The sequence below is a fragment of the Cupriavidus nantongensis genome (genome assembly GCF_041726985.1).
Lineage (GTDB): Bacteria > Pseudomonadota > Gammaproteobacteria > Burkholderiales > Burkholderiaceae > Cupriavidus > Cupriavidus nantongensis_A.
Genome location: NZ_CP168303.1, coordinates 2,995,593 through 3,019,477, shown reverse-complemented (window position 1 = coordinate 3,019,477; position 23,885 = coordinate 2,995,593). Strand labels below are relative to the sequence as shown.

Annotated in this window: 15 protein-coding genes, 2 tRNA genes, 2 rRNA genes and 4 pseudogenes; 14 read left to right on the top strand and 9 right to left on the bottom strand. The window is 65.3% G+C overall.

The genetic code is table 11. The features are described from left to right. Window positions 1–43: 43 nt before the first annotated feature. From ACEI37_RS25200 to ACEI37_RS25180, 5 genes are all read left to right on the top strand, one after another. Window positions 44–120: transfer RNA gene (locus ACEI37_RS25200), tRNA-Ile, on the top strand. 11 nt (window positions 121–131) lie between these two features. Next, window positions 132–207: transfer RNA gene (locus ACEI37_RS25195), tRNA-Ala, on the top strand. 299 nt (window positions 208–506) lie between these two features. Beyond that, a 23S ribosomal RNA gene (locus tag ACEI37_RS25190) occupies window positions 507–3,385 on the top strand. 114 nt (window positions 3,386–3,499) lie between these two features. After that, a 5S ribosomal RNA gene (gene rrf / locus ACEI37_RS25185) occupies window positions 3,500–3,612 on the top strand. 290 nt (window positions 3,613–3,902) lie between these two features. After that, entirely contained in the window at window positions 3,903–4,850 is a 948-nt protein-coding gene (locus ACEI37_RS25180) for a DUF3047 domain-containing protein (RefSeq protein ID WP_373378613.1), read from the top strand. A gap of 21 nt (window positions 4,851–4,871) precedes the next feature. Here ACEI37_RS25180 and ACEI37_RS25175 read toward each other — a convergent pair whose 3' ends face one another. Together ACEI37_RS25175 and ACEI37_RS25170 are read right to left on the bottom strand one after the other, a co-directional pair. After that, window positions 4,872–5,897: a DUF2891 domain-containing protein gene (locus ACEI37_RS25175; RefSeq protein ID WP_373378612.1), complete on the bottom strand. Its 1,026-nt coding sequence runs from the start codon at window positions 5,895–5,897 to the stop codon at window positions 4,872–4,874. 87 nt (window positions 5,898–5,984) lie between these two features. Then, window positions 5,985–7,181 (bottom strand): M20 aminoacylase family protein, encoded by a 1,197-nt coding sequence (locus ACEI37_RS25170; RefSeq protein ID WP_373378611.1) that lies wholly within the window; start codon window positions 7,179–7,181, stop codon window positions 5,985–5,987. Window positions 7,182–7,237: 56 nt separating this feature from the next. Between ACEI37_RS25170 and ACEI37_RS25165 the strand changes: the two genes are divergently transcribed. The 6 genes and pseudogenes from ACEI37_RS25165 to ACEI37_RS25140 all read left to right on the top strand — a co-directional run bounded on the left by ACEI37_RS25165 (window position 7,238) and on the right by ACEI37_RS25140 (window position 13,212). Beyond that, window positions 7,238–7,438, top strand: coding sequence for a hypothetical protein (locus ACEI37_RS25165; RefSeq protein ID WP_373378610.1), 201 nt, complete (start codon window positions 7,238–7,240; stop codon window positions 7,436–7,438). A gap of 66 nt (window positions 7,439–7,504) precedes the next feature. Beyond that, window positions 7,505–9,090: pseudogene (locus ACEI37_RS25160) on the top strand (ABC transporter substrate-binding protein). 138 nt (window positions 9,091–9,228) lie between these two features. Continuing rightward, complete coding sequence (locus tag ACEI37_RS25155; protein ID WP_373378609.1) at window positions 9,229–10,206, top strand: ABC transporter permease; 978 nt, start codon at window positions 9,229–9,231, stop codon at window positions 10,204–10,206. Between the two features lie 3 nt (window positions 10,207–10,209). After that, entirely contained in the window at window positions 10,210–11,142 is a 933-nt protein-coding gene (locus tag ACEI37_RS25150) for an ABC transporter permease (RefSeq protein WP_373378608.1), read from the top strand. 13 nt (window positions 11,143–11,155) lie between these two features. Then, entirely contained in the window at window positions 11,156–12,154 is a 999-nt protein-coding gene (locus ACEI37_RS25145) for an ABC transporter ATP-binding protein (RefSeq protein ID WP_373378607.1), read from the top strand. Then, window positions 12,151–13,212: an ABC transporter ATP-binding protein gene (locus ACEI37_RS25140; protein WP_373378606.1), complete on the top strand. Its 1,062-nt coding sequence runs from the start codon at window positions 12,151–12,153 to the stop codon at window positions 13,210–13,212. Before ACEI37_RS25145 ends, ACEI37_RS25140 begins: the two co-directional genes overlap by 4 nt. 20 nt (window positions 13,213–13,232) lie before the next feature. On the opposite strand, the pseudogene ACEI37_RS25135 reads toward ACEI37_RS25140, so the two are convergent. Then, window positions 13,233–14,419: pseudogene (locus ACEI37_RS25135) on the bottom strand (ABC transporter substrate-binding protein). Between the two features lie 213 nt (window positions 14,420–14,632). Here ACEI37_RS25135 and ACEI37_RS25130 point away from each other — a divergent pair. Beyond that, a pseudogene (locus ACEI37_RS25130) lies at window positions 14,633–14,868 on the top strand (metallopeptidase TldD-related protein); the annotation flags it as partial. A 322-nt stretch (window positions 14,869–15,190) separates the two neighbouring features. Here ACEI37_RS25130 and ACEI37_RS25125 read toward each other — a convergent pair. Continuing rightward, on the bottom strand, window positions 15,191–16,009 hold the full coding sequence (locus ACEI37_RS25125; protein ID WP_373378605.1) for a methyltransferase domain-containing protein: 819 nt from the start codon (window positions 16,007–16,009) through the stop codon (window positions 15,191–15,193). A gap of 15 nt (window positions 16,010–16,024) precedes the next feature. Here ACEI37_RS25125 and ACEI37_RS25120 point away from each other — a divergent pair, with 15 nt between their 5' ends. Both ACEI37_RS25120 and aroG read left to right on the top strand, forming a co-directional pair. Beyond that, window positions 16,025–16,357: a hypothetical protein gene (locus ACEI37_RS25120; protein WP_373378604.1), complete on the top strand. Its 333-nt coding sequence runs from the start codon at window positions 16,025–16,027 to the stop codon at window positions 16,355–16,357. Window positions 16,358–16,522: 165 nt separating this feature from the next. Next, the gene (aroG, locus tag ACEI37_RS25115; protein ID WP_373378603.1) at window positions 16,523–17,602 is read left to right on the top strand and encodes a 3-deoxy-7-phosphoheptulonate synthase AroG; all 1,080 of its coding nucleotides are present in this window, start codon (window positions 16,523–16,525) and stop codon (window positions 17,600–17,602) included. Between the two features lie 43 nt (window positions 17,603–17,645). Here the strand turns inward: aroG and ACEI37_RS25110 are convergent, their stop codons facing one another. The 5 genes and pseudogenes from ACEI37_RS25110 to ACEI37_RS25090 all read right to left on the bottom strand — a co-directional run bounded on the left by ACEI37_RS25110 (window position 17,646) and on the right by ACEI37_RS25090 (window position 23,842). After that, complete coding sequence (locus ACEI37_RS25110) at window positions 17,646–18,191, bottom strand: nitrous oxide reductase accessory protein NosL (RefSeq protein WP_373378602.1); 546 nt, start codon at window positions 18,189–18,191, stop codon at window positions 17,646–17,648. Beyond that, window positions 18,191–19,027: an ABC transporter permease gene (locus ACEI37_RS25105; RefSeq protein ID WP_373380313.1), complete on the bottom strand. Its 837-nt coding sequence runs from the start codon at window positions 19,025–19,027 to the stop codon at window positions 18,191–18,193. Before ACEI37_RS25105 ends, ACEI37_RS25110 begins: the two co-directional genes overlap by 1 nt. 10 nt (window positions 19,028–19,037) lie before the next feature. Continuing rightward, complete coding sequence (locus ACEI37_RS25100) at window positions 19,038–19,979, bottom strand: ABC transporter ATP-binding protein (protein WP_373378601.1); 942 nt, start codon at window positions 19,977–19,979, stop codon at window positions 19,038–19,040. Next, a complete protein-coding gene (locus ACEI37_RS25095) occupies window positions 19,954–21,240 on the bottom strand; it encodes a nitrous oxide reductase family maturation protein NosD (RefSeq protein ID WP_373378600.1) in 1,287 nt (428 codons plus the stop codon). Before ACEI37_RS25095 ends, ACEI37_RS25100 begins: the two co-directional genes overlap by 26 nt. After that, window positions 21,237–23,842, bottom strand: a pseudogene (locus tag ACEI37_RS25090) (4Fe-4S binding protein). The gene ACEI37_RS25095 and the pseudogene ACEI37_RS25090 overlap by 4 nt, the downstream one beginning before the upstream one ends. Window positions 23,843–23,885 lie beyond the last annotated feature (43 nt).

Genomic DNA, 23,885 nt, shown 5'->3' with positions numbered 1-23,885 from the left:
GCCTAGCGTTCACACTTATCGGTTTGTTTGCTGTTACAGCCAAGGGTCTGTAGCTCAGGTGGTTAGAGCACCGTCTTGATAAGGCGGGGGTCGTAGGTTCAAGTCCTACCAGACCCACCAAGTTATCCGAGGGGGGATTAGCTCAGCTGGGAGAGCACCTGCTTTGCAAGCAGGGGGTCGTCGGTTCGATCCCGTCATCCTCCACCACTACCTCTAATTGAGTGAGTACGGATACCTGGAGTTGGTTGTCAAAGGAAAGCGCTTGCTGAGTGCTTTCCTTTGGCATTGCCAAGCGATCGCAAGATCGGCTGTTCTTTAACAATATGGGATGTAGTAAAGGTGTCGCGAGCGTTGATGAGACGCTGCAGTACAAACGCGATACCGGGTTGTGATTGTATCAACCAAATGTATTTTAAAGTGATCGAAAGATGACTTGGAATACGGCACAAATGCGAGAACTCAACCTGTAGCGACTGTTTCGAGCGATCGAGACACACTCGTTATAGGGTCAAGCGAACAAGTGCATGTGGTGGATGCCTTGGCGATCACAGGCGATGAAGGACGCGGTAGCCTGCGAAAAGCTTCGGGGAGCTGGCAAACGAGCTTTGATCCGGAGATGTCCGAATGGGGAAACCCGGCCCGAATGGGTCATCCCACACTGAATTCATAGGTGTGGGAAGCGAACGCGGCGAACTGAAACATCTAAGTAGCTGCAGGAACAGAAATCAACCGAGATTCCCAAAGTAGTGGCGAACGAAATGGGAAGAGCCTTGTACTCTTTAGCAGTGGTGTTAGCAGAACGGGATGGAAAGCCCGGCCATAGCAGGTGATAGCCCTGTATGCGAAAACACGATTGTGGAACTAGGTGTACGACAAGTAGGGCGGGACACGTGAAATCCTGTCTGAAGATGGGGGGACCATCCTCCAAGGCTAAATACTCGTGATCGACCGATAGTGAACCAGTACCGTGAGGGAAAGGCGAAAAGAACCCCGGGAGGGGAGTGAAATAGATCCTGAAACCGCATGCATACAAACAGTCGGAGCCCTTTCGGGGGTGACGGCGTACCTTTTGTATAATGGGTCAGCGACTTACATTCAGTGGCAAGCTTAACCGATTAGGGAAGGCGTAGCGAAAGCGAGTCCGAACAGGGCGTTGAGTCGCTGGGTGTAGACCCGAAACCAGATGATCTATCCATGGCCAGGTTGAAGGTGCGGTAACACGTACTGGAGGACCGAACCCACTAACGTTGAAAAGTTAGGGGATGAGCTGTGGATAGGGGTGAAAGGCTAAACAAATCTGGAAATAGCTGGTTCTCTCCGAAAACTATTTAGGTAGTGCCTCGTGTCTCACCTTCGGGGGTAGAGCACTGTCATGGTTGGGGGGTCTATTGCTGATTACCCCGCCATAGCAAACTCCGAATACCGAAGAGTGCAATCACGGGAGACAGACATCGGGTGCTAACGTCCGGTGTCAAGAGGGAAACAACCCAGACCGCCAGCTAAGGTCCCCAAATATAGCTAAGTGGGAAACGAAGTGGGAAGGCTAAAACAGTCAGGAGGTTGGCTTAGAAGCAGCCACCCTTTAAAGAAAGCGTAATAGCTCACTGATCGAGTCGTCCTGCGCGGAAGATGTAACGGGGCTAAGCTATATACCGAAGCTGCGGACGCACGCAAGTGCGTGGTAGGAGAGCGTTCTGTAAGCCTGTGAAGGTGTCTTGTAAAGGATGCTGGAGGTATCAGAAGTGCGAATGCTGACATGAGTAGCGATAAAGGGGGTGAAAGGCCCCCTCGCCGTAAGCCCAAGGTTTCCTACGCAACGTTCATCGGCGTAGGGTGAGTCGGCCCCTAAGGCGAGGCAGAGATGCGTAGCTGATGGGAAGCAGGTTAATATTCCTGCACCGTCGTATGATGCGATGGGGGGACGGATCGCGGAAGGTTGTCCGGGTGTTGGAAGTCCCGGTCCCTGTAGTGGAGAAGGCGCTTAGGCAAATCCGGGCGCGTAATTCAAGGCTATGGGGCGAGCGGCCTAGTGCTGCGAAGCAATTGGAAGTGGTTCCAAGAAAAGCCTCTAAGCTTCAGTCATACGAGACCGTACCGCAAACCGACACAGGTGGGCGAGATGAGTATTCTAAGGCGCTTGAGAGAACTCGGGAGAAGGAACTCGGCAAATTGGTACCGTAACTTCGGGATAAGGTACGCCCTGGTAGCTTGACTGGCCTGCGCCAGAAGGGTGAAGGGGTTGCAATAAAATGGTGGCTGCGACTGTTTAATAAAAACACAGCACTCTGCAAACACGAAAGTGGACGTATAGGGTGTGACGCCTGCCCGGTGCCGGAAGATTAAATGATGGGGTGCAAGCTCTTGATTGAAGTCCCGGTAAACGGCGGCCGTAACTATAACGGTCCTAAGGTAGCGAAATTCCTTGTCGGGTAAGTTCCGACCTGCACGAATGGCGTAACGATGGCCACACTGTCTCCTCCCGAGACTCAGCGAAGTTGAAGTGTTTGTGATGATGCAATCTCCCCGCGGCTAGACGGAAAGACCCCATGAACCTTTACTGTAGCTTTGCATTGGACTTTGAACCGATCTGTGTAGGATAGGTGGGAGGCTTTGAAGCGTGGACGCCAGTTCACGTGGAGCCGTCCTTGAAATACCACCCTGGTTTGTTTGAGGTTCTAACCTTGGCCCGTGAATCCGGGTCGGGGACAGTGCATGGTAGGCAGTTTGACTGGGGCGGTCTCCTCCCAAAGTGTAACGGAGGAGTTCGAAGGTACGCTTGGTACGGTCGGACATCGTACCTAAAGTGCAATGGCAAAAGCGTGCTTAACTGCGAGACCGACAAGTCGAGCAGGTGCGAAAGCAGGACATAGTGATCCGGTGGTTCTGAATGGAAGGGCCATCGCTCAACGGATAAAAGGTACTCTGGGGATAACAGGCTGATACCGCCCAAGAGTTCATATCGACGGCGGTGTTTGGCACCTCGATGTCGGCTCATCTCATCCTGGGGCTGTAGCCGGTCCCAAGGGTATGGCTGTTCGCCATTTAAAGAGGTACGTGAGCTGGGTTTAAAACGTCGTGAGACAGTTTGGTCCCTATCTGCCGTGGGCGTTGGAATCTTGACGGGGGCTGCTCCTAGTACGAGAGGACCGGAGTGGACGTACCGCTGGTGTACCTGTTGTCTCGCCAGAGGCATCGCAGGGTAGCTATGTACGGAAGAGATAACCGCTGAAAGCATCTAAGCGGGAAACTCGCCTGAAGATGAGGATTCCCTGGAGGCTTGACCTCCTTGAAGGGTCGTTCGAGACCAGGACGTTGATAGGCTGGGTGTGGAAGCGCAGTAATGCGTTAAGCTAACCAGTACTAATTGCCCGTAAGGCTTGATCCTATAACCAGTGTGTTTCACACGGGTAGAGCGATCGCCTTGTGCCTCGATACACGCACAACCAACACTACATCCCGATTCGTGACGCTGTCCCAGACAGCGCCACAACCCCTCATGCCTGGTGACCATAGCGAGCTGGAACCACCCCTTCCCATCCCGAACAGGACCGTGAAACAGCTCCGCGCCGATGATAGTGCGGATTCCCGTGTGAAAGTAGGTCATCGCCAGGCTCTTATTGTGCAAAACCCCTCGACAGCGTGTGCTGCGAGGGGTTTTTGCTTTGGCGCGGCCAAAACGCTGCGCTCGCTATTGCCGTAACGCCGGCACATCCCCGTTGTTTTCATGCCGCATTGCGGGTCGCGGCGCATTCCTGCCTTGTCCTCCTTCTGCTATGTTCGACCCTCAAGTGCCAACGGGTGGCACGAAGGCGGTTGCAACACGCGTTTGCAGCAAGCAGTGAGCAATAGAGCGGGCCGATGCCGACAGAGCAGGTCCGCGATTTCGGGTTTCGAGGGGTTACATGACGGCCAAGAGGTTCCGGCTGGTTTTTACTGGCGCCGCCGGCGCGCTGCTGCTGGCAGGGTGCGCTTCCACTTCTCCTCAACCTTCCCCGCCGCAAGGCAGCTCGGCTCCGGCCGCCTCGATTGCCTCCGGGTCCGCCATTGATTGCCAGGCTTTCACCGAGCGCATGGCCGCCCACGCCGCCGCGCAGGCCGAGACCGCAGTCACTGAGCCCGAGGCCCTGGCCGCTGCCAACACCCTGGCAGCGGACGGTGAAGCAGGGGACGATGGCGAACCCGTTGACGACTCGCAGGCCACCCTCGCCACGCTGCCGTTGTTTTCGGTTTCCCCACGCGGCAACCGGCTTCCCGTTGGCTGGCAGCCGTGGACCATCAATCGCAACAAGATCCCCACCACTTACTCGATGGCCGAGGTCGACCAGCGCGTCGTAGTGCACGCCAAGGCCGACAGTTCGGCCTCCGGCCTCTATGTGCCGCTGCGGGAGCGCGATGCCGGCATGCTGCGCTGGACCTGGAAGACCAGCGGCATCATCCGTAACGCCGACAACAGCCATGGCCCGCGCGAGGATTCGCCGCTGCGGCTGTTCGTGGCCTTCGATGGCGACAAGGGCGCGCTGCCGCTCAAGGACCAGCTGATGTACGAGATGGCGCGGCTGACCACCGGGCGCGAGATGCCGTATGCCACGCTGATGTATATCTGGGGCGGGCAGCGCGCGGAAGGCGCGGTGGTGAAGAACCCGCACACCGACCGCGTACGCATGATCGTGGTGGATAGCGGCACGAAGCATGCCAATGAGTGGCGTTGCCACGAGCGCGACCTGCGCGCCGACTACCGCAAGGCGTTCGGCGCCGACCCCGGCCGAGTCATCGCGGTCGGCATCATGACCGATACCGACAATACCAAGAGCAAGGCCGAAGCCTGGTACGGCGACATCGCGCTGGACTAGGTTGCCGCGCCGGCGGCGCCCTCAGCCGCCGATCGGCTCGGCCAGCGCGAGCACCGCGAACGAGGCCAGCCAGTGCGTGGACACATACTCGCCTGCCGCCGCCTGGGGTAGCGACGCCTCGATATGGTCCGACCACGCGCGGATCGCCAGCGGCCGCAGCGGATCGGGCAGCGCTGGTTCCAGCAGACGCCAGCACCAGGCGCGCGACAGGTTCAGTCCGTCCAGGTGCGCCGCCTTGGGGTCGTCGCGGTTGGTCACCGTGACCGGTGTCAGCCAGTTGGCCAGCTCGGCCTGTCCGGGTACGAACAACTCCCACCATTCCGAAAACGCGCAGCCGTCCATCACCGCGTGCATCAGCACGGCTTCGGTCAGTCCGCCGGACAGGAATTCATCGCCGCCGGGCTCGTAGCGGGCCGGATACTTCTGGTCGTGGCCGAACCAGCGGTGGGCGCGCCGTACGATGGCGCGCCGCAAGGCCAGGTCCTGGTGCGCGCGCGCATAGGCCAGCGCCATGACCAGCGCGAAGGCGCTGTTGTAGTGGGTGCCGGTGCGTACCGGGAAAGCTGCCGCATCGAGGAATTCCGACAGTTGGTGCGATAAGTGCGAAGCCAGCGGGGCGCAGGCTTCGGCCCAGACCGCGGCATGCGGATCGTGCCGTGCCAGCGCCAGCAGTTCGGCCTGCAGCTTCAGCATCCAGCCCCAGCCGTAAGGCCGCTCGAAGGTGCGTGAGTCAGGCCGTCGGAAATACGCGAGTTCGGCGGCCATCGCGTCCGGCCGCAACTGGGCGTCCAGCATGGCGCGGATGCGCGGCGCTTCCTCGAGGTCCGGATGCAGTGCCAGCAGCCGCACCAGCAGCCAGTGCATATGCACGCTGGAGTGCCAGTCGTAGCTGCCGCAAAACACCGGATGCCAGGTGGCCGGCCCGGCGAGATCGCTGGCGCCCGCCATCATGTGGTCCAGCTTGTACGGATAACGGCGCAGGATATTCTCCAGCGCCACGCGCGCAAAGCTGCGCGCGGTCTCGCGATCCAGCGCCGAACGCCCCATCGCCGAAGCTCCCCTTTGTGATCGTATTGCCCTGCTCAGGCAGGCGTGCTCGGGCACGCTCTGGTCTATGCCATCCACTACCTGCCATCAGGCAGGTGCGAGCCACTTCTCCACCAGCCGCACGAAGAAGGTCGAGCCGACCGGCAGCAGTTCGTCGTTGAAATCGTAGCTGGGGTTGTGCAGCATGCAAGGCCCGAGACCGTGGCCGGCGTCGCGATGGCCGCCGTCGCCGTTGCCGAGGAACAGATAGCAGCCCGGCTTGTGCTGCAGCATGAACGAGAAATCCTCGGCGCCCATGGTGGGCTCGACGTTGCTGTCGACGTTGTCCGCGCCGACCAGCTCGGCGGCGACCGCGGCGGCAAAGCCGGTTTCGGCCTCGCTGTTGATGGTGGGCGGATAGTTGCGGTGGAATTCGTACTCGACGGTGCAGTCGAATGCCGCCGCCACCGCGCGCGCCACCTCTTCCATGCGCCGCTCGATCAGGTCGAGCACCGGCACCGTGAAGGTACGCACGGTACCGCCGATCCAGGCCTGGTCCGGCACGATGTTGGTGGCATCCCCGGCATGGAACTGCGTCACCGAGATCACCGCGGTATCGATCGGCCGCTTGTTGCGGGTGATGATGCCCTGCAGCGCCGACACGATCTGCGCCGCGGTGAACACCGGGTCGTTGCCGTTGTTCGGCATGGCCGCATGCGCGCCCTTGCCGCGCACGACGATGCGGAACTCGTTGCTCGATGCCATCAGCGGGCCCGCGCGCGTGCCGAACGCGCCCATCGGCATGCCCGGCCAGTTGTGCACGCCGAACACCGCGTCGCACGGAAAGCGCTCGAATAGCCCGTCCTTGATCATCTCCCGCGCGCCGCCGCCGCCTTCCTCGGCCGGCTGGAAGATCAGGTGCACGGTGCCGTCGAAGGGCTTGTGTTGCGCCAGGTAGCGCGCCGCGCCGAGCAGCAGCATCGCGGTGTGGCCGTCATGGCCGCACGCGTGCATCTTGCCGGCGTGCTGCGAGTGGTGCTCGAAGGTGTTGGCTTCCTGCAGCGGCAATGCGTCCATGTCGGCGCGCAGGCCGATGGTGCGCGCGCTGCTGCCGTTGCGGATCACGCCGACCAGGCCGGTGGTGCCCAAGCCGCGGTGGACTTCGATGCCCCACGATTCCAGGTTGCGCGCGACCACATCGGCGGTGCGCTGCTCTTCAAAGCAAAGTTCGGGGTGGGCGTGGATGTCGCGCCGGATCGCGCGGATTTCGGCTTGTGCCTGCAGGATTTCGGGGATGAGCTTCATGATGCCGGGCGGCCTTGGGGTCGAAGGCGTTAGCAATGGGATACCGGGATCATACGATGCCTGTCGCGAAAGCGCCAAAACGCGGCGATTTGCTGCGCGCTCGCCGCCTTGGCGCAGTGCAATATGCCGGCGCGGGTGGGTTTCCCCGCATTGCCGTGGCAGGTGCACTGCTGGAACAGTTCATGCTTGAAGTGCCCGGCCGGCAATACCGTCGCTTTGTGATGCCCCATCGCACCAAAAAGCAGCGCCGCTCGTGACCCGCTGCGCGCGCGCATTGCCGATCCTAAAACGTCTGCTTCACTTCCTACAGGGAGAATTGCGCGATGTCCCTTCGCACTTTCAAGAAGGCAATTGGCGCGGTCGCGGTGGCGGGGGCCCTTGGCCTCGCGCTGGCCGGCACCGCCCAGGCCGCGGACCTCAAACTGGCCATGAGTTCGCCGCCGACCTCGATGGATCCGCACTTCTACAACCTGTTCTCCAACATCAACGTTTCCGAGCATATCTTCGACTCGCTGACCAAGATGGACCCGGACAGCCGCATCATCCCGGGCCTGGCCGAGTCGTGGAAGCTGGTCAACAACCTCACCTGGGAATTCAAGATTCGCAAGGGCGTGAAGTTCCACGACGGCTCCGAGCTGACCGCCGAGGACGTCATCTGGTCGCTCGACCGCCCCGCCACCATCCAGAACAGCCCGGGCAAGTTCGACGTCTACACCAAGGCGATCGTCAACAAGAAGATCGTCGACAAGCACACCATCCAGCTCACCACCAGCCAGCCGTATCCGCTGATGCTGAACGACCTCACGTCGATCTTCATCGTGCAGAAGAAGGCACGCAGGGGCTGAGCTCGGATGACTTCGCGCAGGGCAAGGGCATGGTCGGCACCGGGCCGTTCAAGTTCGTCAGCTATGCGCGCGACGACCGGGTCGAACTGGTGCGCAACAACGATTACTGGGGCAACAAGCCGGCCTGGGACAAGGTCACGCTGCGCTTTATCCCCAACCCGGCGACGCGCCTGGCGGCGCTGCTGTCGGGCGATGTGCAGGCCATCGAGAACGTGCCCACGCCCGACCTTCCCAAGGTGCGCAAGGATCCCAAGCTGGCGTTCTTCTCCAAGATCTCGCATCGCGTGATCTACCTGTATTTCGATGCCAAGCGCGACAAGTCGCCTTACGTCACCACCAAGGACGGCGCGCCGCTGGACAAGAACCCGCTGAAGGACACGCGCGTGCGCAATGCCATCAGCATGGCGATCAACCGGCAGGGCATCAAGGACAGGCTGATGGAAGGCCTGTCCGAGCCGACCAACAACCTGGTGCCGCCCACGCTGTTCGGCTACAACCCCAACCTGAAGACCGTCAAGTACGACCCCGAGGGCGCCAAGAAGCTGCTGGCCGAGGCGGGCTTTCCCAACGGCTTCGGCGTGACGCTGCACACGCCCAACAACCGCTACGTCAACGACGAGAAGATCGCGCAGACCATCGCGCAGAACCTGACCCGCATCGGCATCTCGACCAAGGTCGAGGGCATGCCGATGGCAACCTACTCGTCCAAGGGCATCAAGCACGAGTGGTCGTTCGGCCTGCTCGGCTGGGGCGCCCAGACCGGCGAGGTCAGCTCGCCGCTGCGCGCGCTGCTGGCGTGCGAAGACAGCAAGAAGGGCTTCGGCACCACCAACTGGGGCGAGTACTGCAATCCGAAGATGGACGTGGTGCTGGAAAAGGCGCTGTCGACGGTGGACGACACCGAGCGCTCCAAGCTGCTGCAGGAAGCCACCGCGATCGCGATCAACGATGGCGGTATCATCCCGATCCACCAGCAGGTGACCACCTGGGCCACGCAGAAGGGCATCGTCTACGTGCCGCGCACCGACGAGCGCACGTACGCGCACAACTTCAAGCCCCAGTAAGTCAAGCCTCAAGCCAAGCCCCGGCAGGCTGCCTGCTGCTGAGTTCGCGGTGCCGCGCATGGCTGCCGCGCCGCCTGGAAGCGCATAGCGCTCCCGGGCGGCGTGCGCATTCCCGCGCGAAAGGATAGTGGTCTCAATATGCTGGTCTTTATCATCCGGCGCCTGATGCAGAGCGTGGTCGTGCTCTTCGTCATGTCGCTGCTGGTTTTCCTCGGCGTCTTTGCCATCGGCAATCCCGTCGACATCCTGATCAACCCGCAGGCCGACCAGGAGGACATCAAGCGCACCATCGCGGCGCTGGGCCTGGACAAGCCGCTGTGGGAGCAATACTGGGTGTTCCTGCAGAACGCGCTGCAAGGCAACCTGGGTACCTCGTTCGCGCATGGCACGCCGGCCCTCAAGCTGATCTTCGAGCGCATGCCGGCAACCATGGAGCTGGCGGTGTGCGCGATCCTGCTGGCGATCGTGCTGGGCATCCCGCTGGGCCTGTGGGCCGGGCTGCGGCCCAAGGGCGTTGCCGGCAAGTCGATCATGACGGTGTCGATCCTGGGCTTCTCGCTGCCCACCTTCTGGGTTGGGCTGATGCTGATCATGGTGTTCGCGGTGCAGCTGGGCTGGCTGCCCTCCAACGGCCGCGGCGAAACCGTGCGCGTGCTGGGCATCCCGCTCAGCTTCCTGACCGCGGACGGCATCCGGCACCTGATCCTGCCGGCGGTGACACTGTCGCTGCTCAACATCGCCATGGTGATCCGGCTCACGCGCGCTGGCACGCAGGAGGCGATGCTGCAGGACTACGTCAAGTTCGCACGCGCCAAGGGACTGTCCAATACCCGCATCGTCGGCGTCCACGTGCTGAAGAACATCCTGATCCCCATCGTGACCGTGATCGCGCTGCAGTTCGGCTCGATCATCGCCTTCGCGATCGTGACCGAGACCATCTTTGCCTGGCCCGGCATGGGCAAGCTCATCATCGACTCGATCCAGCTGCTGGACCGGCCGGTGATCGTCGCCTACCTGATGGTGATCGTGACGCTGTTCATCCTGATCAACCTGGTGGTGGACATCATCTACAGCATGCTCGATCCGCGCGTGCGCATTGCCGACAACAAGGGCTGAGCCATGACCGCAGTCACCGTCGAACCTGAAGACAAGACGCCGCCGCGCGCCGCGGCACGCGAGCAATCCCCATGGCGGCGCTTTGCCGCCGAGTTCTTCGCTAGCAAGATCGCCGTGGCCGGACTGGCCACGCTGGTGACGATCATCCTGATCGCCATCTTCGCGCCGTGGCTGGCGCCGCAGAACCCGTATGACCTGGCCACGCTGGACGTGCTCGACGCGCGCCTGGCACCGGGCGAGCAGGCCGGCAGCGGCATGACCTTCCTGCTGGGCTCGGACGAGCAAGGCCGCGACATCCTGTCGGCGGTGATGTACGGGCTGCGCATCAGCATCGGCGTGGGCGTGGTCAGCACCCTGATCGCGCTGCTGCTGGGCGCCACGCTAGGGCTGCTGGCCGGCTTCCTCGGCGGGCGCACCGAAGCCCTCATCATGCGGGTGGCGGACTTGCAGCTGTCGTTCCCGCCGATCCTGCTGGCGCTGATCCTGCTGGCCTTCCTGCGCCCGGGGCTGGGCAATATCGTGATCGCGCTGGTCGCAGTGCAGTGGGCCTACTACGCGCGCACCACGCGCAGCGCCGCGCTGGTCGAACGCCGCAAGGAGTACATCGAGGCCGCCACCTGCCTGGGCCTGCCGCCAGCGCGCATCATGTTCCGGCACCTGCTGCCCAACTGCCTGCCGCCGCTGATCGTAATCGCGGCGCTGCAGGTGGCCTCGGCGATCACGCTGGAGGCGACGCTGTCGTTCCTCGGGCTGGGGGTGCCGATCACCGAGCCGTCGCTCGGTTCGCTGATCTCGAACGGCCAGCAGTACATGCTGTCGGGCAAGTACTGGATCAGCTTCTTCCCGGGCATCGCGCTGGTGGTCACCATCGTGGCGATGAACCTGGTCGCCGACCAGCTGCGCGATGTGCTGAACCCGCGCCTGCAGACGCAATAACCGGGGACGCAAGATGGCACAACCGACACTGGTGCTCGAACACCTGAAAACGCATTTCTATACGCGCGGCGGCATCGCCCGCGCCGTCGACGACGTGTCCTTTACCGTGGGCCGCGGCGAGATCATGGGGCTGGTGGGCGAGTCCGGCTCGGGCAAGTCCATGACCGGCTATTCGATCATGGGCCTGATCGATCCGCCCGGGAAGATCGTCGACGGCCGCATCGCGCTGACCAGCCGCGACGGCGTCACGCGCGACCTGCGCGCGCTCACGCCGGCGCAGCAGCGCGACGTGCGCGGCAACCGCATCGCCATGATCTTCCAGGATCCGATGATGACGCTGAACCCGGTGCTGCGCATCGACACGCAGATGATCGAGGCGGTGCTGGCGCATGAGAACGTGAGCAAGGCGGTGGCGCGCGAGCGCGCGCGCAATGCGCTGGCGCGGGTCGGCATTCCGTCGCCGGACGAGCGCCTGCAGGCCTATCCGCACCAGTTCTCGGGCGGCATGCGCCAGCGCGTGGCGATCGCCACGGCGCTGCTGAACAAGCCCGACCTGATCATTGCCGACGAGCCGACCACGGCGCTCGACGTGACCATCCAGGGCCAGATCCTGTACGAGATGCAGACCCTGTGCCGAGAGTCCGGCACGGCGCTGATCTGGATCACGCACGATCTTTCCGTGGTGGCGGGACTGGCCGATTCCGTCTGCGTGATGTACGCCGGCAAGATTGTCGAGGCCGGCGACGTGCGCCAGGTGCTGGAGCACCCCGAGCATCCCTACACCCACGGGCTGATCAGCTCGGCGCCGTCGCGCAATCCGCGCGGCGCGCCGCTGCGGCAGATCCCGGGCATGACGCCGTCGCTGCTGAACCTGCCGGGCGGCTGCTCGTTCCGCGAGCGCTGTCCCTATGCGACCGCGGCCTGCAAGACCGAGCCGCCGCTGGAGACGGCCGCCGACGGGCGCCGGCTGCGCTGCTTCCATCCGGTGCTGGCCAACCAGGAGGCAGCATGAACGCCACTGCACTGCAATCCCGCCCGATGACAGAACTTGCCGGGCAAGAAGGCGCCACGCCCGCTGCGCCGATCCTCGAACTGCGCGGGGTGTCCAAGCGCTTCGTCAAGTCGCTCGATGCCGCCGCGCGCATCGCCAACCTGTTCGGCGCGCATGCGCGCGAAGAGGTGGTGCACGCGGTGGACCGCGTCGACCTGAGCATCCGCGCTGGCGAGGTGGTGGGGCTGGTGGGGGAATCCGGCTGCGGCAAGTCCACGCTCGGGCGCATGGCCGTGGGCCTGCACTCGCTGACCGAGGGCGAACGGCTGTGGCGCGGCACCAATCTGGCCCACCTGCCGCCGGACAAGCGCCGCGAGAAGCAGCTGGCGATCCAGATGATCTTCCAGGATCCGTATGCCTCGCTGAACCCGCGGCTGCGGGTGCTCGACATCGTCGGCGAGGCGCCGGTGGTGCACAGCATGGTCGACCGCGGCGCGCAGAAGGGCTATGTCGAGGACATGCTGGTGCGCGTGGGCATGGACCCGACCGTGCTGCGCCGCTTCCCGCACCAGTTTTCCGGCGGCCAGCGCGCGCGCATCGGCATTGCGCGCGCGCTGGCGGTGAAGCCCGAGTTCCTGGTCTGCGACGAATCGGTGGCGGCGCTCGACGTGTCGATCCAGGCCCAGGTGCTGAACCTGTTCATGCGCCTGCGCGAAGAGCTGAACCTGACCTACCTGTTCATCAGCCACGACCTGGGCGTGGTCAAGCACATCAGCGACCGGGTGGTGATCATGTACCTGGGACGGGTGGTCGAATCCGCGCCGACCGAGGACGTGTTCGCCGCGCCCAACCATCCCTATACGCAGGCGCTGCTGGCGGAGGCGCCCAAGCTGGAGGTGGCGCGCAAGACCTACGTCGCGATCCGCGGCGAGATCCCGTCGCCGCTGCACCCGCCGAGCGGCTGCCATTTTCACCCGCGCTGTCCGCATGCGATGCCGCGTTGCCGCGAAGAGCAGCCGCTGCTCAAGGAGATTGCGCCGCTGCGGTTCTCGGCATGCCATTTGAATGACATGAAGTAGAGGCAGCGACCACGGCCAACTCAGCGAATCACCTGGCCCTTCGAATTGATGATCGTCATCTCCACGAACTTCGAGCCGACATGGTTCTCCGGCGTGAAGTTGACGATGAAACCGCCCAGGTCGTAGTTGCGCATCGATTCACCAGCTTCTCGCGCGTCAGGTCCTTGCCTGCGCGGCGCAGGCCTTCGGTGAAGGTCTTGGCGGCGATGAAGCCCTCGATGCTGGCATAGTCGAATTCGCTGGGCTTGCCCGCGGCCTGCAGCAATCGCAGGTATTCGCGCACGATCGGCAGCGTGGCGTTGCCGGGGTGGGGCATTACCTGCGAGATGATCACGCCGCTGCCCTGCGCGCCGACAACGTTGGCCAGCGCCTGCGTGCCGACGAAGGACACGTTGTAGAACTGGCCGTTGTAGCCGCGGCGCAGCGCTTCCTTCACGAACGCGCCGGCGGTGCGGTACGCGCTGATCATCACCACTGCATCAGGCTTCGCCTTCATCGAGCCCTGCATCGCGTCGCCGATCTCGGTGGTGTTGCGCACCACCGGCTCGCGCGCGACGATCTGGCTGTCGGGCGCAGCCTTGAGTGCGCGCTCGAGCCCATCCAGGCCGGCCTTGCCGTAGGCATCCTCGTTGTAGACCACGGCCACGCGCTTGAGCCCGGTGGTCTGGATCTGGCGCAGGATGGCCGCGGTTTCCTCGTTGTAGCCGGCGCGCACATGGAACACATAGCGGCTGCGTGGCTCGCGCAGCGACTGCGCGCCGGTGTACGGACCGAAGAACGGCACCCTGGCCTGGATCGCCAGCGGCAGCGCAGCCTGACTGGTGGGCGTGCCGACATAGCCGAACAGGGCGAAGACGCGATCCTCTTCGATCAGCTTCTTCGTGTTCTTGGCCGCCGGTTCGGGCTCGTAGTAGTCGTCCAGCGCCTCGAGCCGGATCTTGCGCCCGTGGATGCCGCCCTGCTGGTTGATGTGGTCGAAATACAGCCGCGCGCCCGAGTTCATCTGCTTGCCGAGGACGGCGGTCGGGCCCGTCAGCGCGGCGGACTGGCCCAGCAGGATGGTGTCGGCGGTGACGCCTTGCTCGGATGTGGCAGTAGTGGCTGCGGTGTTCGCCGCCACAGCGGCGCAGGACGCGCCGCCCGTGCCGATGGCGCACGCCACCAGCAGGCCGGCAAGCCGGCCGTTGACCCCGGATCGGAAAGACATAAACCCCCCGCGAATGATGGTTCGGTTACCCGTTCGCCGCGTTGGCCGGTCTGCGCCGGCGAGCTGCTGGATCCTGCGGCATGGTGCGCGTCCCGGTCTGTGCCGCGAGCGCGCCGGCACATCATAATCGAATACAATCGGGACGAGATACTCCCCGCCGTCGCCCCGCACGCCCGGGGGAATGCGCCGCCGGCCGGCGCGACGCAGGCGCTAGGCAAGTTCGTGTTCTCGGCCAGCGAGGCCCTACATGATCGAGACGGCAAGATCACCTACCCGGTCAAGGCGCGACCCTGGTCGGCAACGGCCCGGAATCGCTCAAGGACGTGACCATGATCGGCAACGACATGCGGCTGGATTCGGGCTGTGGGCGTGTGCGGCAAGGAAGGCCAGAGCGTGCCGGTGGGCGTGGGCCAGCGACGCTGCGCATCGAGAATATGACGGTGGCGGGACTGCGTAAGACCGCTGGTCTGCTCCCTCTCCCGCTTGCGGGGAGAGGGAGTACCCAGTCCGTTAGCAAGACGGCCACACCCCTCACGGCCGCACTTCATACACCAGATTGAACGGCGTCTGCGCCGCCCGCCGGAAGCTGCGGAAGCCCGCCTGCTCCGCGACCGCGCGCATGCGCGCCTCGCCCGCCTGCGCGCCCAGGCACAGGCCGATTTCCTGCGAACCGCGATGCCGGCGTGCAGATAAAGGTCGACGCGGAATAGAACACCCGGCCCACCGGGTTCAGGTTCTGCTCCAGTGCATCGTTGGCAAAGGGCTCGACGATCATCCACGCGCCATCGGCGCGCAGGGTCTCGCGCACGTGGCGCGCCGCGCCGACCGGGTCGCCATGTCGTGGCTACAGGCAGTCGAACACCGCCACCAGTCATAGTCCTTGCCGCCATAGTCCTTGGCACTGGCCACCTCGAAGCGCACGCGCTCGGCCACGCCGGCACGGCGCGCGGCCTCGGCCGCATGGCGCACCGAGGGCTCGTGGTAGTCGAAGCCGACGAAGCGCGACGACGGAAACGCCTGCGCCATGATGATGGTCGACGCGCCATGGCCGCAGCCCACGTCCGCCACCATGGCCCCGGCCTTGAGCCGCGCCGCCATGCCGTCGAGCGCCGGGATCCATTCCGACACCAGGTGCGCCGCATAGCCGGGCCGGAAAAAGCGTTCGGTGCCGTGGAACAGCGCGGGGTCATGCTCGTGCCAGCCCAGCCCGCGGCCATTGCGGAAGATGTCGATCATCTTCGGAATCGCGCGGAACTGCGCCACGGCAATCTGGAACGCGCCCGGGATAAAGGCCGGGCTGCCTTCCTGCGCCAGCGCATAGGCCTGCTCCTCGTTCAGGCTGAACTGCCCCGAACCCGCGTCATAGTCGACATAGCCGCTGGCCGCCTGCGCCGACAGCCATTCGCGCAGGTAGCGCTCGTCGGTATGGGTCTTGGCCGCGAGCACGGCGACGGTCATCGGCTTTTCCGCCAGCGCCTTGTACAGCCCGAGTTCATCGCCGACGACCACGGTCGCGGCATGCATCACCGCGCCGATATCGCCGATGAATTTTTCCATGAAGGCATTCAGCCTCGCTTCATCGACGCTCATGATGCACCTCCCCCCGTGCGACTGCTCCCCGCTTCCAATATAGCCATCGGCCATCCCCGGAAAAGCCGAAAAGCGGCGGCGGCAGCAGCCTCGCAAGGCCTTGGCGAAAGGCAAGACGGATTGGTGCGCCAGCGCACGGCATGGCTGCGGCGACACTTGCCAACCCCGGCAAAAGGCGCTATAAAGATGCTTCGTCGCGCGGCCAGCAGCCAATGTGCAACGAAAATTACCGAAGCGGCGCGCAATTTCCTGCCTTTCTGCCACGCAGTGCAGCATAAATCCAGCGCCCGCGAAGAAAATCGTTTCAAGCTGACCCAAGCCAACGCCTTTTCCCGCCATGTCCGCTAAGTTTTACTTTTACTTTTTTGGCGATCTCACACCGCTGGCGGATAGGGAGGGATGGCTGTAAGCAGCGCCCCGAATACAAAAAAAACCGCCAGCGACCCTGGCGGTTTTTTTATACCCCTTTGTTTTCCCACACACTCACGACCTCACAAGAATCCTGGAGCCATCATGCTGAAGAACACCGACGACCTGCGCATCCGCGAACTCAAGGAGCTGCTGCCGCCCGCGCACCTGATCCGCGAGTTCGGCTGCTCCGAACAGGCTTCGGACGTGATCTATGGCGCGCGCCAGGCCATGCACCGCATCCTGCACGGCATGGATGACCGGCTGATCGTCATCATCGGCCCGTGCTCGATCCACGATACCCGTGCCGCGCTGGAATACGCCAAGCTGCTCAAGGTGCAGCGCGAGCGCTTCGCCGGCGAGCTCGAGGTGGTAATGCGGGTGTATTTCGAAAAGCCGCGCACCACGGTGGGCTGGAAGGGCCTGATCAACGACCCGCACATGGACGGCAGCTTCAAGATCAACGACGGCCTGCGCACCGCGCGCGAGCTGCTGCTGACCATCAGCGAAATGGGCGTGCCGACCGGCACCGAATACCTCGACATGATCAGCCCGCAGTACATCGCCGACCTGGTCAGCTGGGGCGCGATCGGCGCGCGCACCACCGAGTCGCAGGTGCACCGCGAGCTGGCGTCGGGACTGTCGTGCCCGGTCGGCTTCAAGAACGGCACCGACGGCAACGTCAAGATCGCGGTCGACGCGATCAAGGCCGCGTCGCAGCCGCACCACTTCCTGTCGGTGACCAAGGGCGGACACTCGGCGATCGTGTCGACCTCGGGCAACGAGGACTGCCACGTGATCCTGCGCGGCGGCAAGGCGCCCAACTACGACGCCGCCAGCGTGCAGGAAGCGTGCGACGCCATCGCCAAGGCCGGGCTGGCCTCGCGCCTGATGATCGACGCCTCGCATGCCAACAGCAGCAAGAAGCATGAGAACCAGATCCCGGTGTGCGCCGAGATCGGCCGCCAGATTGCCGCCGGCGACCAGCGCATCATCGGCGTAATGGTCGAATCGCACCTGGTGGCCGGTCGCCAGGACCACGTCCAGGGCCAGCCGGTCGAGGAGCTGACCTACGGCCAGTCCGTCACCGATGCCTGCATCGGCTGGGACGAGTCGGTCAAGGTGCTCGAGGGCCTGGCCGAGTCGGTGCGCCAGCGCCGGCTGGTATCGGGCAGCGGCAACTGAAGCGGCAACTGAAGTCACGACGGCGGGCACCCAGCCCGCCGTGCTACATCCGGCTGTCGTGCATGGCGCCGCCGCTGAGGTCGGCCAGTTCCGGCGTCACCTCGGCGTAGCGCAGCAGTTTCCCGCCATGGCGGGCAGCGAAGGCAGCCGCATCGCTTTCCATCCTGAAGCTCGCCAGCGTCGGCCCCATCGCGCCGTGGCGGCGGCTGCCGGCGACGTAGAGGCCGGTGGTGGCGTCGAACCAGTGGCCGCGCGGCTGCTCCCAGTCGGCACGCGCCATGTCCTGCACGAACGCCGCGCGCACCGGCCGCAGCTGTTCCGGCCGCAGCAGCGCGTGGAACATTTCCACCGTATCGCAGAACCAGTGCGGGCGCCCTTCGCCCGCATAGAACACCTGCGCCTTGGGCCCGGCGTAATCGGCCAGCAGCATGCCGTCGAGCGCGCAGGCGGTGGCGGCGTCGAATTCCTGCGGCTGTGCCGGGTCTTCCGGCTTGCGGCCGCAGCCGGCGAGCAGGACGGCGCTGCCGGCAAGGGCCAGCAACAGGTGGCGGCGATGCCATGAGAACGGGGTACACAGCGTGGTACACATCAGCGGAAACTCCTGGCGGCAAGGCCCAGCGGCACGGCGATCCACGCCAGCAGCGCCGCGCCGGTCGGCCACGGGCTGGCCAGCGCGGGCGGCACGATGCTGGCAACGCCCCCGGCGCTGCGCAGCTGGTCCAATGAAAAGGCATTGACGATGCGAAACAGGTCGGCGGGGTTGAGCAACAGCAGCCACGCGATCCAGTCGGTGGCGGCGTGCTGCGCGTCCGCGCCGCTGCCGGCGACCAGCATGCCGAGCAGCAGCAGGTCGAACACCAGCACGAAGAAGAACCACAGCCCGATCGCCAGACCCGACGCCTGCGCGCGGTCGCGGCTCAGCACCGACAGCCACAGCGCCAGGCTCAGGAACGCCAGCCCGAGCAGCACCGCGCTGGCGACGAAGCCGAGGGTGTGATACAGCCCCGCCCAGCCGAACTGTCGCGCCAGCAGCAGCGCTATCAGCGCAAAGCCGCCGGCCGTGGCCAGCACCAGCGCGGCGGCCAGGCCGAGGTACTTGCCCAGCAGCAGTTCGCCGCGCGTCAGCGGCAGCGACAGCAGCAGGTCCAGCGAGCCGCGCTCGCGCTCGCCCACCACGGCGTCGAAGCCCAGCAGCAGCGCGATCATCGGAACCAGGTAGATCACCAGGCTGGCCAGGCTGGTGATGACGAACTCCAGCGAGCGCGGGCCCAGCACGCCCTGCTCGGCGCCGCCGAAGTAGCCGATCGCCAGCGACAGCCCGGTGAATACCGCGGCCACCGCCAGCACCCAGCGATTGCGCATGCGGTCGCGGAATTCCCTGCCGGCCAGCGCGGCCACCTGCCGCGCGTCGAACCAGTCGCCCATGCTCATGCCCTCATCCCCTCATGCCGAGAAACAGGTCCTCGAGCGACGGCTCGTGGATCTGCAGGTCCAGCAGCCGGCCGGCGAGCGGCTGCAGCGCGGCCAGCACCGCCATCTTGGCGGCCGGCGCACAACGCACCGTCAGCGCGCCGGGCGGCGCAGCGTCGATTTGCAGCGCGGGCAGCGCGCGCAGCCGGCGCAGCGCCTCGTCGCGCGCGCCGGCCTCGACCCGCAGCACCAGCGTCAGCGGCAGGCCGGCCCGGGCGCGCAGCGCCGCGAGGCTGCCGGCGGCCTGCAGCCGGCCCGCGGACAGGATGGCAAAGCGGTCGATGCGCTGCTGCAGCTCGGCCAGGATGTGCGAGGTGATGACGATGGTGACGCCGCGCTCGCGCTGCGCGTTCAGCATGGCGTAGAAGTCGCGGATCGCGGCGGGGTCCAGGCCGTTGGTCGGCTCGTCCAGGAACAGCACGCGCGGGGTGCCCAGCAGCGCCTGTGCAAAGCCCAGCCGTTGGCGCATGCCCTTCGAATACTCGCGCACCGGACGAGCGGCCGCAGCGGACAGACCCACATGGCCGAGCATCGGCGCGCAGGCTTGCGCCTGCACGCCCTTCAGCCGCGCGAAGAAGCGCAGCGTCTCCAGGCCGCTCAGGTTGTCATGGAGCACCAGGTGTTCGGGCAGGTAGCCGATGCCGCGGCGTGCCGCACGGAATGCGCGGCTGCCCACATTGGCACCGGCCACGCGCAAGGTGCCGTGCGTCGGCGGCAACAGGCCCAGCATCATCCGGAACAGCGTGCTCTTGCCCGCGCCGTTATGGCCGATCAGCCCGAGCAGCTCGCCCTGCCCCACGCTCAGGCTGACATCGTCGACGGCGCGCAGCGCGCCGAAGTGCTTGCTGACGCCGGACAGCACGATGGCATCCATGGCCGGTTCAGCGGCTGGCGTCGGCCGGCTCATGCCATTGCCTCCAGTTGGCGCCGGCCGGCCGCATGCGGGGATATTCGTCGACCACTCCCGGCGCACGGATTACCGGAAACTGGTGCCCGGCCAGCCGCAGCGCTTGCAGCGCCGGGCTGCCCAGCAGCAGCGCCACGCCCGGATAGCGCCAGCTGAGCCGGTCGACCACGTCATTGGCCCGGTACGGGATATCGCCCACGCCGTCGGCATCACGGTCCCAGCCCAGGTAGTTGCTCCAGTAATTGCCTTGCGCGCGCTCGGACGCGTCGCGTCCGCCCCAGGCCTCGTCGCGCGCGCCGACATAGCGCACCGGCTCGCGGTTACCGATAAAGTCATTGCCCTGCACCACGTTGCGCGTCGATCCTGCCGACAGGTGCACGCCGATGGCGTTGCCGAGCACCAGGTTGCCGCGCAGCTGCGCATACTCGACATCGTAGATAAAGAAGCCGCGCTGGTTGTGCGCGACCACGTTGCCTTCGATCACCGAGTCCTGCAGCGTGCGCAGCATGATGCCGTGGTCGGCATTGGTCCAGGTGCGGTTGTTGCGCACCACCTGGTCGCGCACTTCCATCAGCGCCAGTCCGCCGCGGTTGCGGTAGCTGTCGTTGTTCTCCCACAGGTTGTGGTACGAGTTCATGTAATGGGTGCCGTAGCGGCTATGGTGCAGCCGGTTGCCGCGAAACACGGCGTGGTGCGAGACGTCGACGTAGAGCGCGTCGCGCACGAAGCTGATGTGGTTGCCGAGGATGCGCGCGCCGCGCGTGTTGTAGAGCTGCACGCCGTTGCCGCGCTGCGCCGAGTTGTAGTCACGCTTGCCGGTGATGGTGTTGGCCTCGACGCGGACCTCGTCGGCCTTTTCGATCCACAGGCCGAACAGGTTGTAGGTCAGCTCGCAGTGCCGCACCACGGCACGGTGTGCGCCGGGCTGGATGTAGATGCCGGCGTTCTGGGCCTTCAGGCTGTCGCCGGAGTCACGCACGATCAGTCCCTCGACCGTCACGTCGGGCGCGGCGATGCGCAGCGTATCGCCACGCAGCGCGCCGCTGAGCGTGGGCCGCGCGATGCCGCGCAGCACCAGCGGCCTGGAGATGGTGAAGTTGCCGGTGTAGTGGCCGCGCGCGATCTCGATGGTGTCGCCGGCAGCAGCGGCATCGATCGCCGCCTGCAGGGACTGGCCGGGCTGCACGCGCCAGGTCGCTGCCTGCACGCAGCCTGGCTCGCACGCAAGCCATAGGAAGGCGATCCCGAACAGCAGCTTCATGCGGCCAGCATCCCCATCGCCTTCAGCGCCAGGAACAGCACGGCACCGACCAGCAGGTTCTTGAAGCCGACATAGCTGAGCATGTCCATCACGGTGGCGCGACGATAGCGGCCGCGCCACCACGGGCCATCCTTGACATAGCGTTTTGCCGACAGGCGGATCAGCACCTCGTAGAGGCTCCAGCCCAGCCACCAGCCGATCACCGCGCCGGCGCGCAGTTGTCCGCTGGCCGCCAGCGCCCACGCCGCGGTCGCCGCCAGCGCGACCGCCAACCCTGCCAGCTGCAAAGCAGCGGCGGAGCGCCAGCCCTGCCCGCTCCAGGGCCACAGGTGGTCCCACAGCTCGGCGAAGCAGCGCGCGGCGCCCGTGGCGGCGGCGTAGGGCGGCGTCACGGGATCGGTGGGCATGCGCGGATCGGGGCCCGACGGCTGTGCCGCAGCGGCCGTCACCGGCACCAGCGGAATGAAATACCCGTCGCGCCCCACCGGCGTCAGCGGCAGCCCGTCGCGCTCGCGCCGCTTGCGCTCGCGCGCCAGCGGCGGGCAGCCGTGCGTATCGGTGTAGAGCACCATGCAGTCGAGGCAATGGAGGCACTCGCGCTGGTCGATGCGGCCATCGGCATCGATCGCCTGCGCGCCGCACCCCGCCGCGCATGCCTTGCAGCGGTTGCAGTCGGGCTTGCGCTGCAGCCCGAACCAGCGGAACGTGCTCGGCATTGCCAGTGCCGCGCCGAGCGGGCACAGGTACTTGCAGTAGGGCCGTTCGATGAACAGCGACAACGCCAGCAGCGCGCAGGCGAACAGCCCGTAGGGCCACGCGCGGTTCGCGATGCCGACCAGGAAGGTGGTCTTGAACGGCTCGATCTCCGCCAGCCGCTCGGCCAGCCCCATCGAGAACACCGACACCGCCAGCAACCCGAAGAACACGCCGTACTTGACCCACTTGAGCCGGTCGTGCCAGCGCCGCGGCAACTGCCGCTGCCATCGTTTCAGCCCCAGAAATCGGCCGAGCTTGTAGAGCGCCTCGGACAGCGAGCCGAACGGGCACAGCCAGCCGCAGAACAGCCCGCGCCCGAACAGCAGCACGGTGGCGATGATGAAGATCCAGAAGCTGAAGATAAAGGGATCGCTCAGGAACAAGGCCCAGTCCCAGCGCAGCAGCAGCGCATGGAACCACGTCAGCACCTGCGTCACCGAAGGCTGCGCCATCGCGCCAAACCCGACGAAGACGATGCTGATGGCCCAGCCCGTGTACTTGAACGCGTTGACCGGCCACTTGTGCTGGTGGCTGGCACGCCGCGTCAGGCGGTCGCGCAGCGCGTAGACCAGCGTGACCGCGCCCAGCAGCGCCACGAACAGCGCGATGGCGCCGGCCTGCCGGCGCCAGACCTTGCGCCACGGCGCCTGGGGTACGTCGATCTGGGGGCGGCTGCCCTGCAGCAGCGCCGCCGGCAGCCAGTACGGCGCGTCGAAGCTGGCAAAGCTGCGCGTGCCGGTGGCGCGGTCGACCCGGTTGCCCAGGAACGACAGCTTCCACGGATACGCCGCCGAAAAGGCCGGCGAGCGGATCACGAAGATCGCCGACTCGGTCGGCGCCGGCGCGCCCGGCGCGGCCACGCCATAGAGGTTCAGGTAGTCGAGGTCGCGGAAGGTGAACGCGTCCGCGTCCTGGCGCACCTGCACCCGGTCGTAGATGCCGCCGCGCACGAAGCCGGAGCCCTTGAACGACTCCGTGCCGCCGGTGCGGATCACGAAGATGGCATGTTCGCCCGCCGCAGCTGCGCGCGCAGGCCCTGCCAGCCGGCATCGCCCAGCACGCTGCGCGCGATATCGGGATGGTTGAGATCGCCGAACCACAGCTCGATAAACGGCCCGCCGCCGCCCGGCAGGCCGACCTGCGCGGGCTGCACCAGCAGGCGCTGCACCGCGCCCATCGCCACCAGCTGCGGCCAGCTGTATTGCGTGCCGCTTTCAACGAAGCGCGCCGGCGCGCGCTGTGTCGGCGCCAGGATGCCGACCTGCCGCGCCACCACCGCACCTGCCGTGGTCAGCACGTGGTTCTGCGCGATCACCGTCACCGTGGCGCCCGAAATCGCGTCGACCCCGACCACGCCTTCGTCGGGTCGCGACTGCCCCACTTCGATCTTGTCGGCGACCGACTTGCCGACATACTGCCGGTTGAAATCGAGCAGCGCCGATTCCGGGATGCCCAGCAACAGGATCGGCTCCGAATGCTTCAGCACCTTGACGCCGGCATAGCGGCCCTGCGTGTCCATGCCGATCAGCGTCACCACCGGCTTGCCCGAATACGCCGGGGTATCGGTGATGTCGGTGGACAGCATGACGTAGCCGAGCAGCTCGCGCTTGCCGCCGGGGCCGGTGCGATAGCCCTCGACATAGGGCGGCTGGCCCATGCGCGCCGAAAAATGCGTGGCGCCGGGCAGCACTTGCGCGCACGGCACCAGCGCGCACAAGTCGGCAGCGGTTGCCAGTTGTGGCGGCAGCTCGGCCTCATAGGCGCCCGCGTGCGCCAGCCCGACCAGGCCAAGCGAGAGCAGCCACGCGGCGAGGGCCGCGACGAATCCTTTGAAGATTGCGTGCATCATGAAAAGCAGCAGGCGTAGCGCCGCACGCGGCCGATGCGCC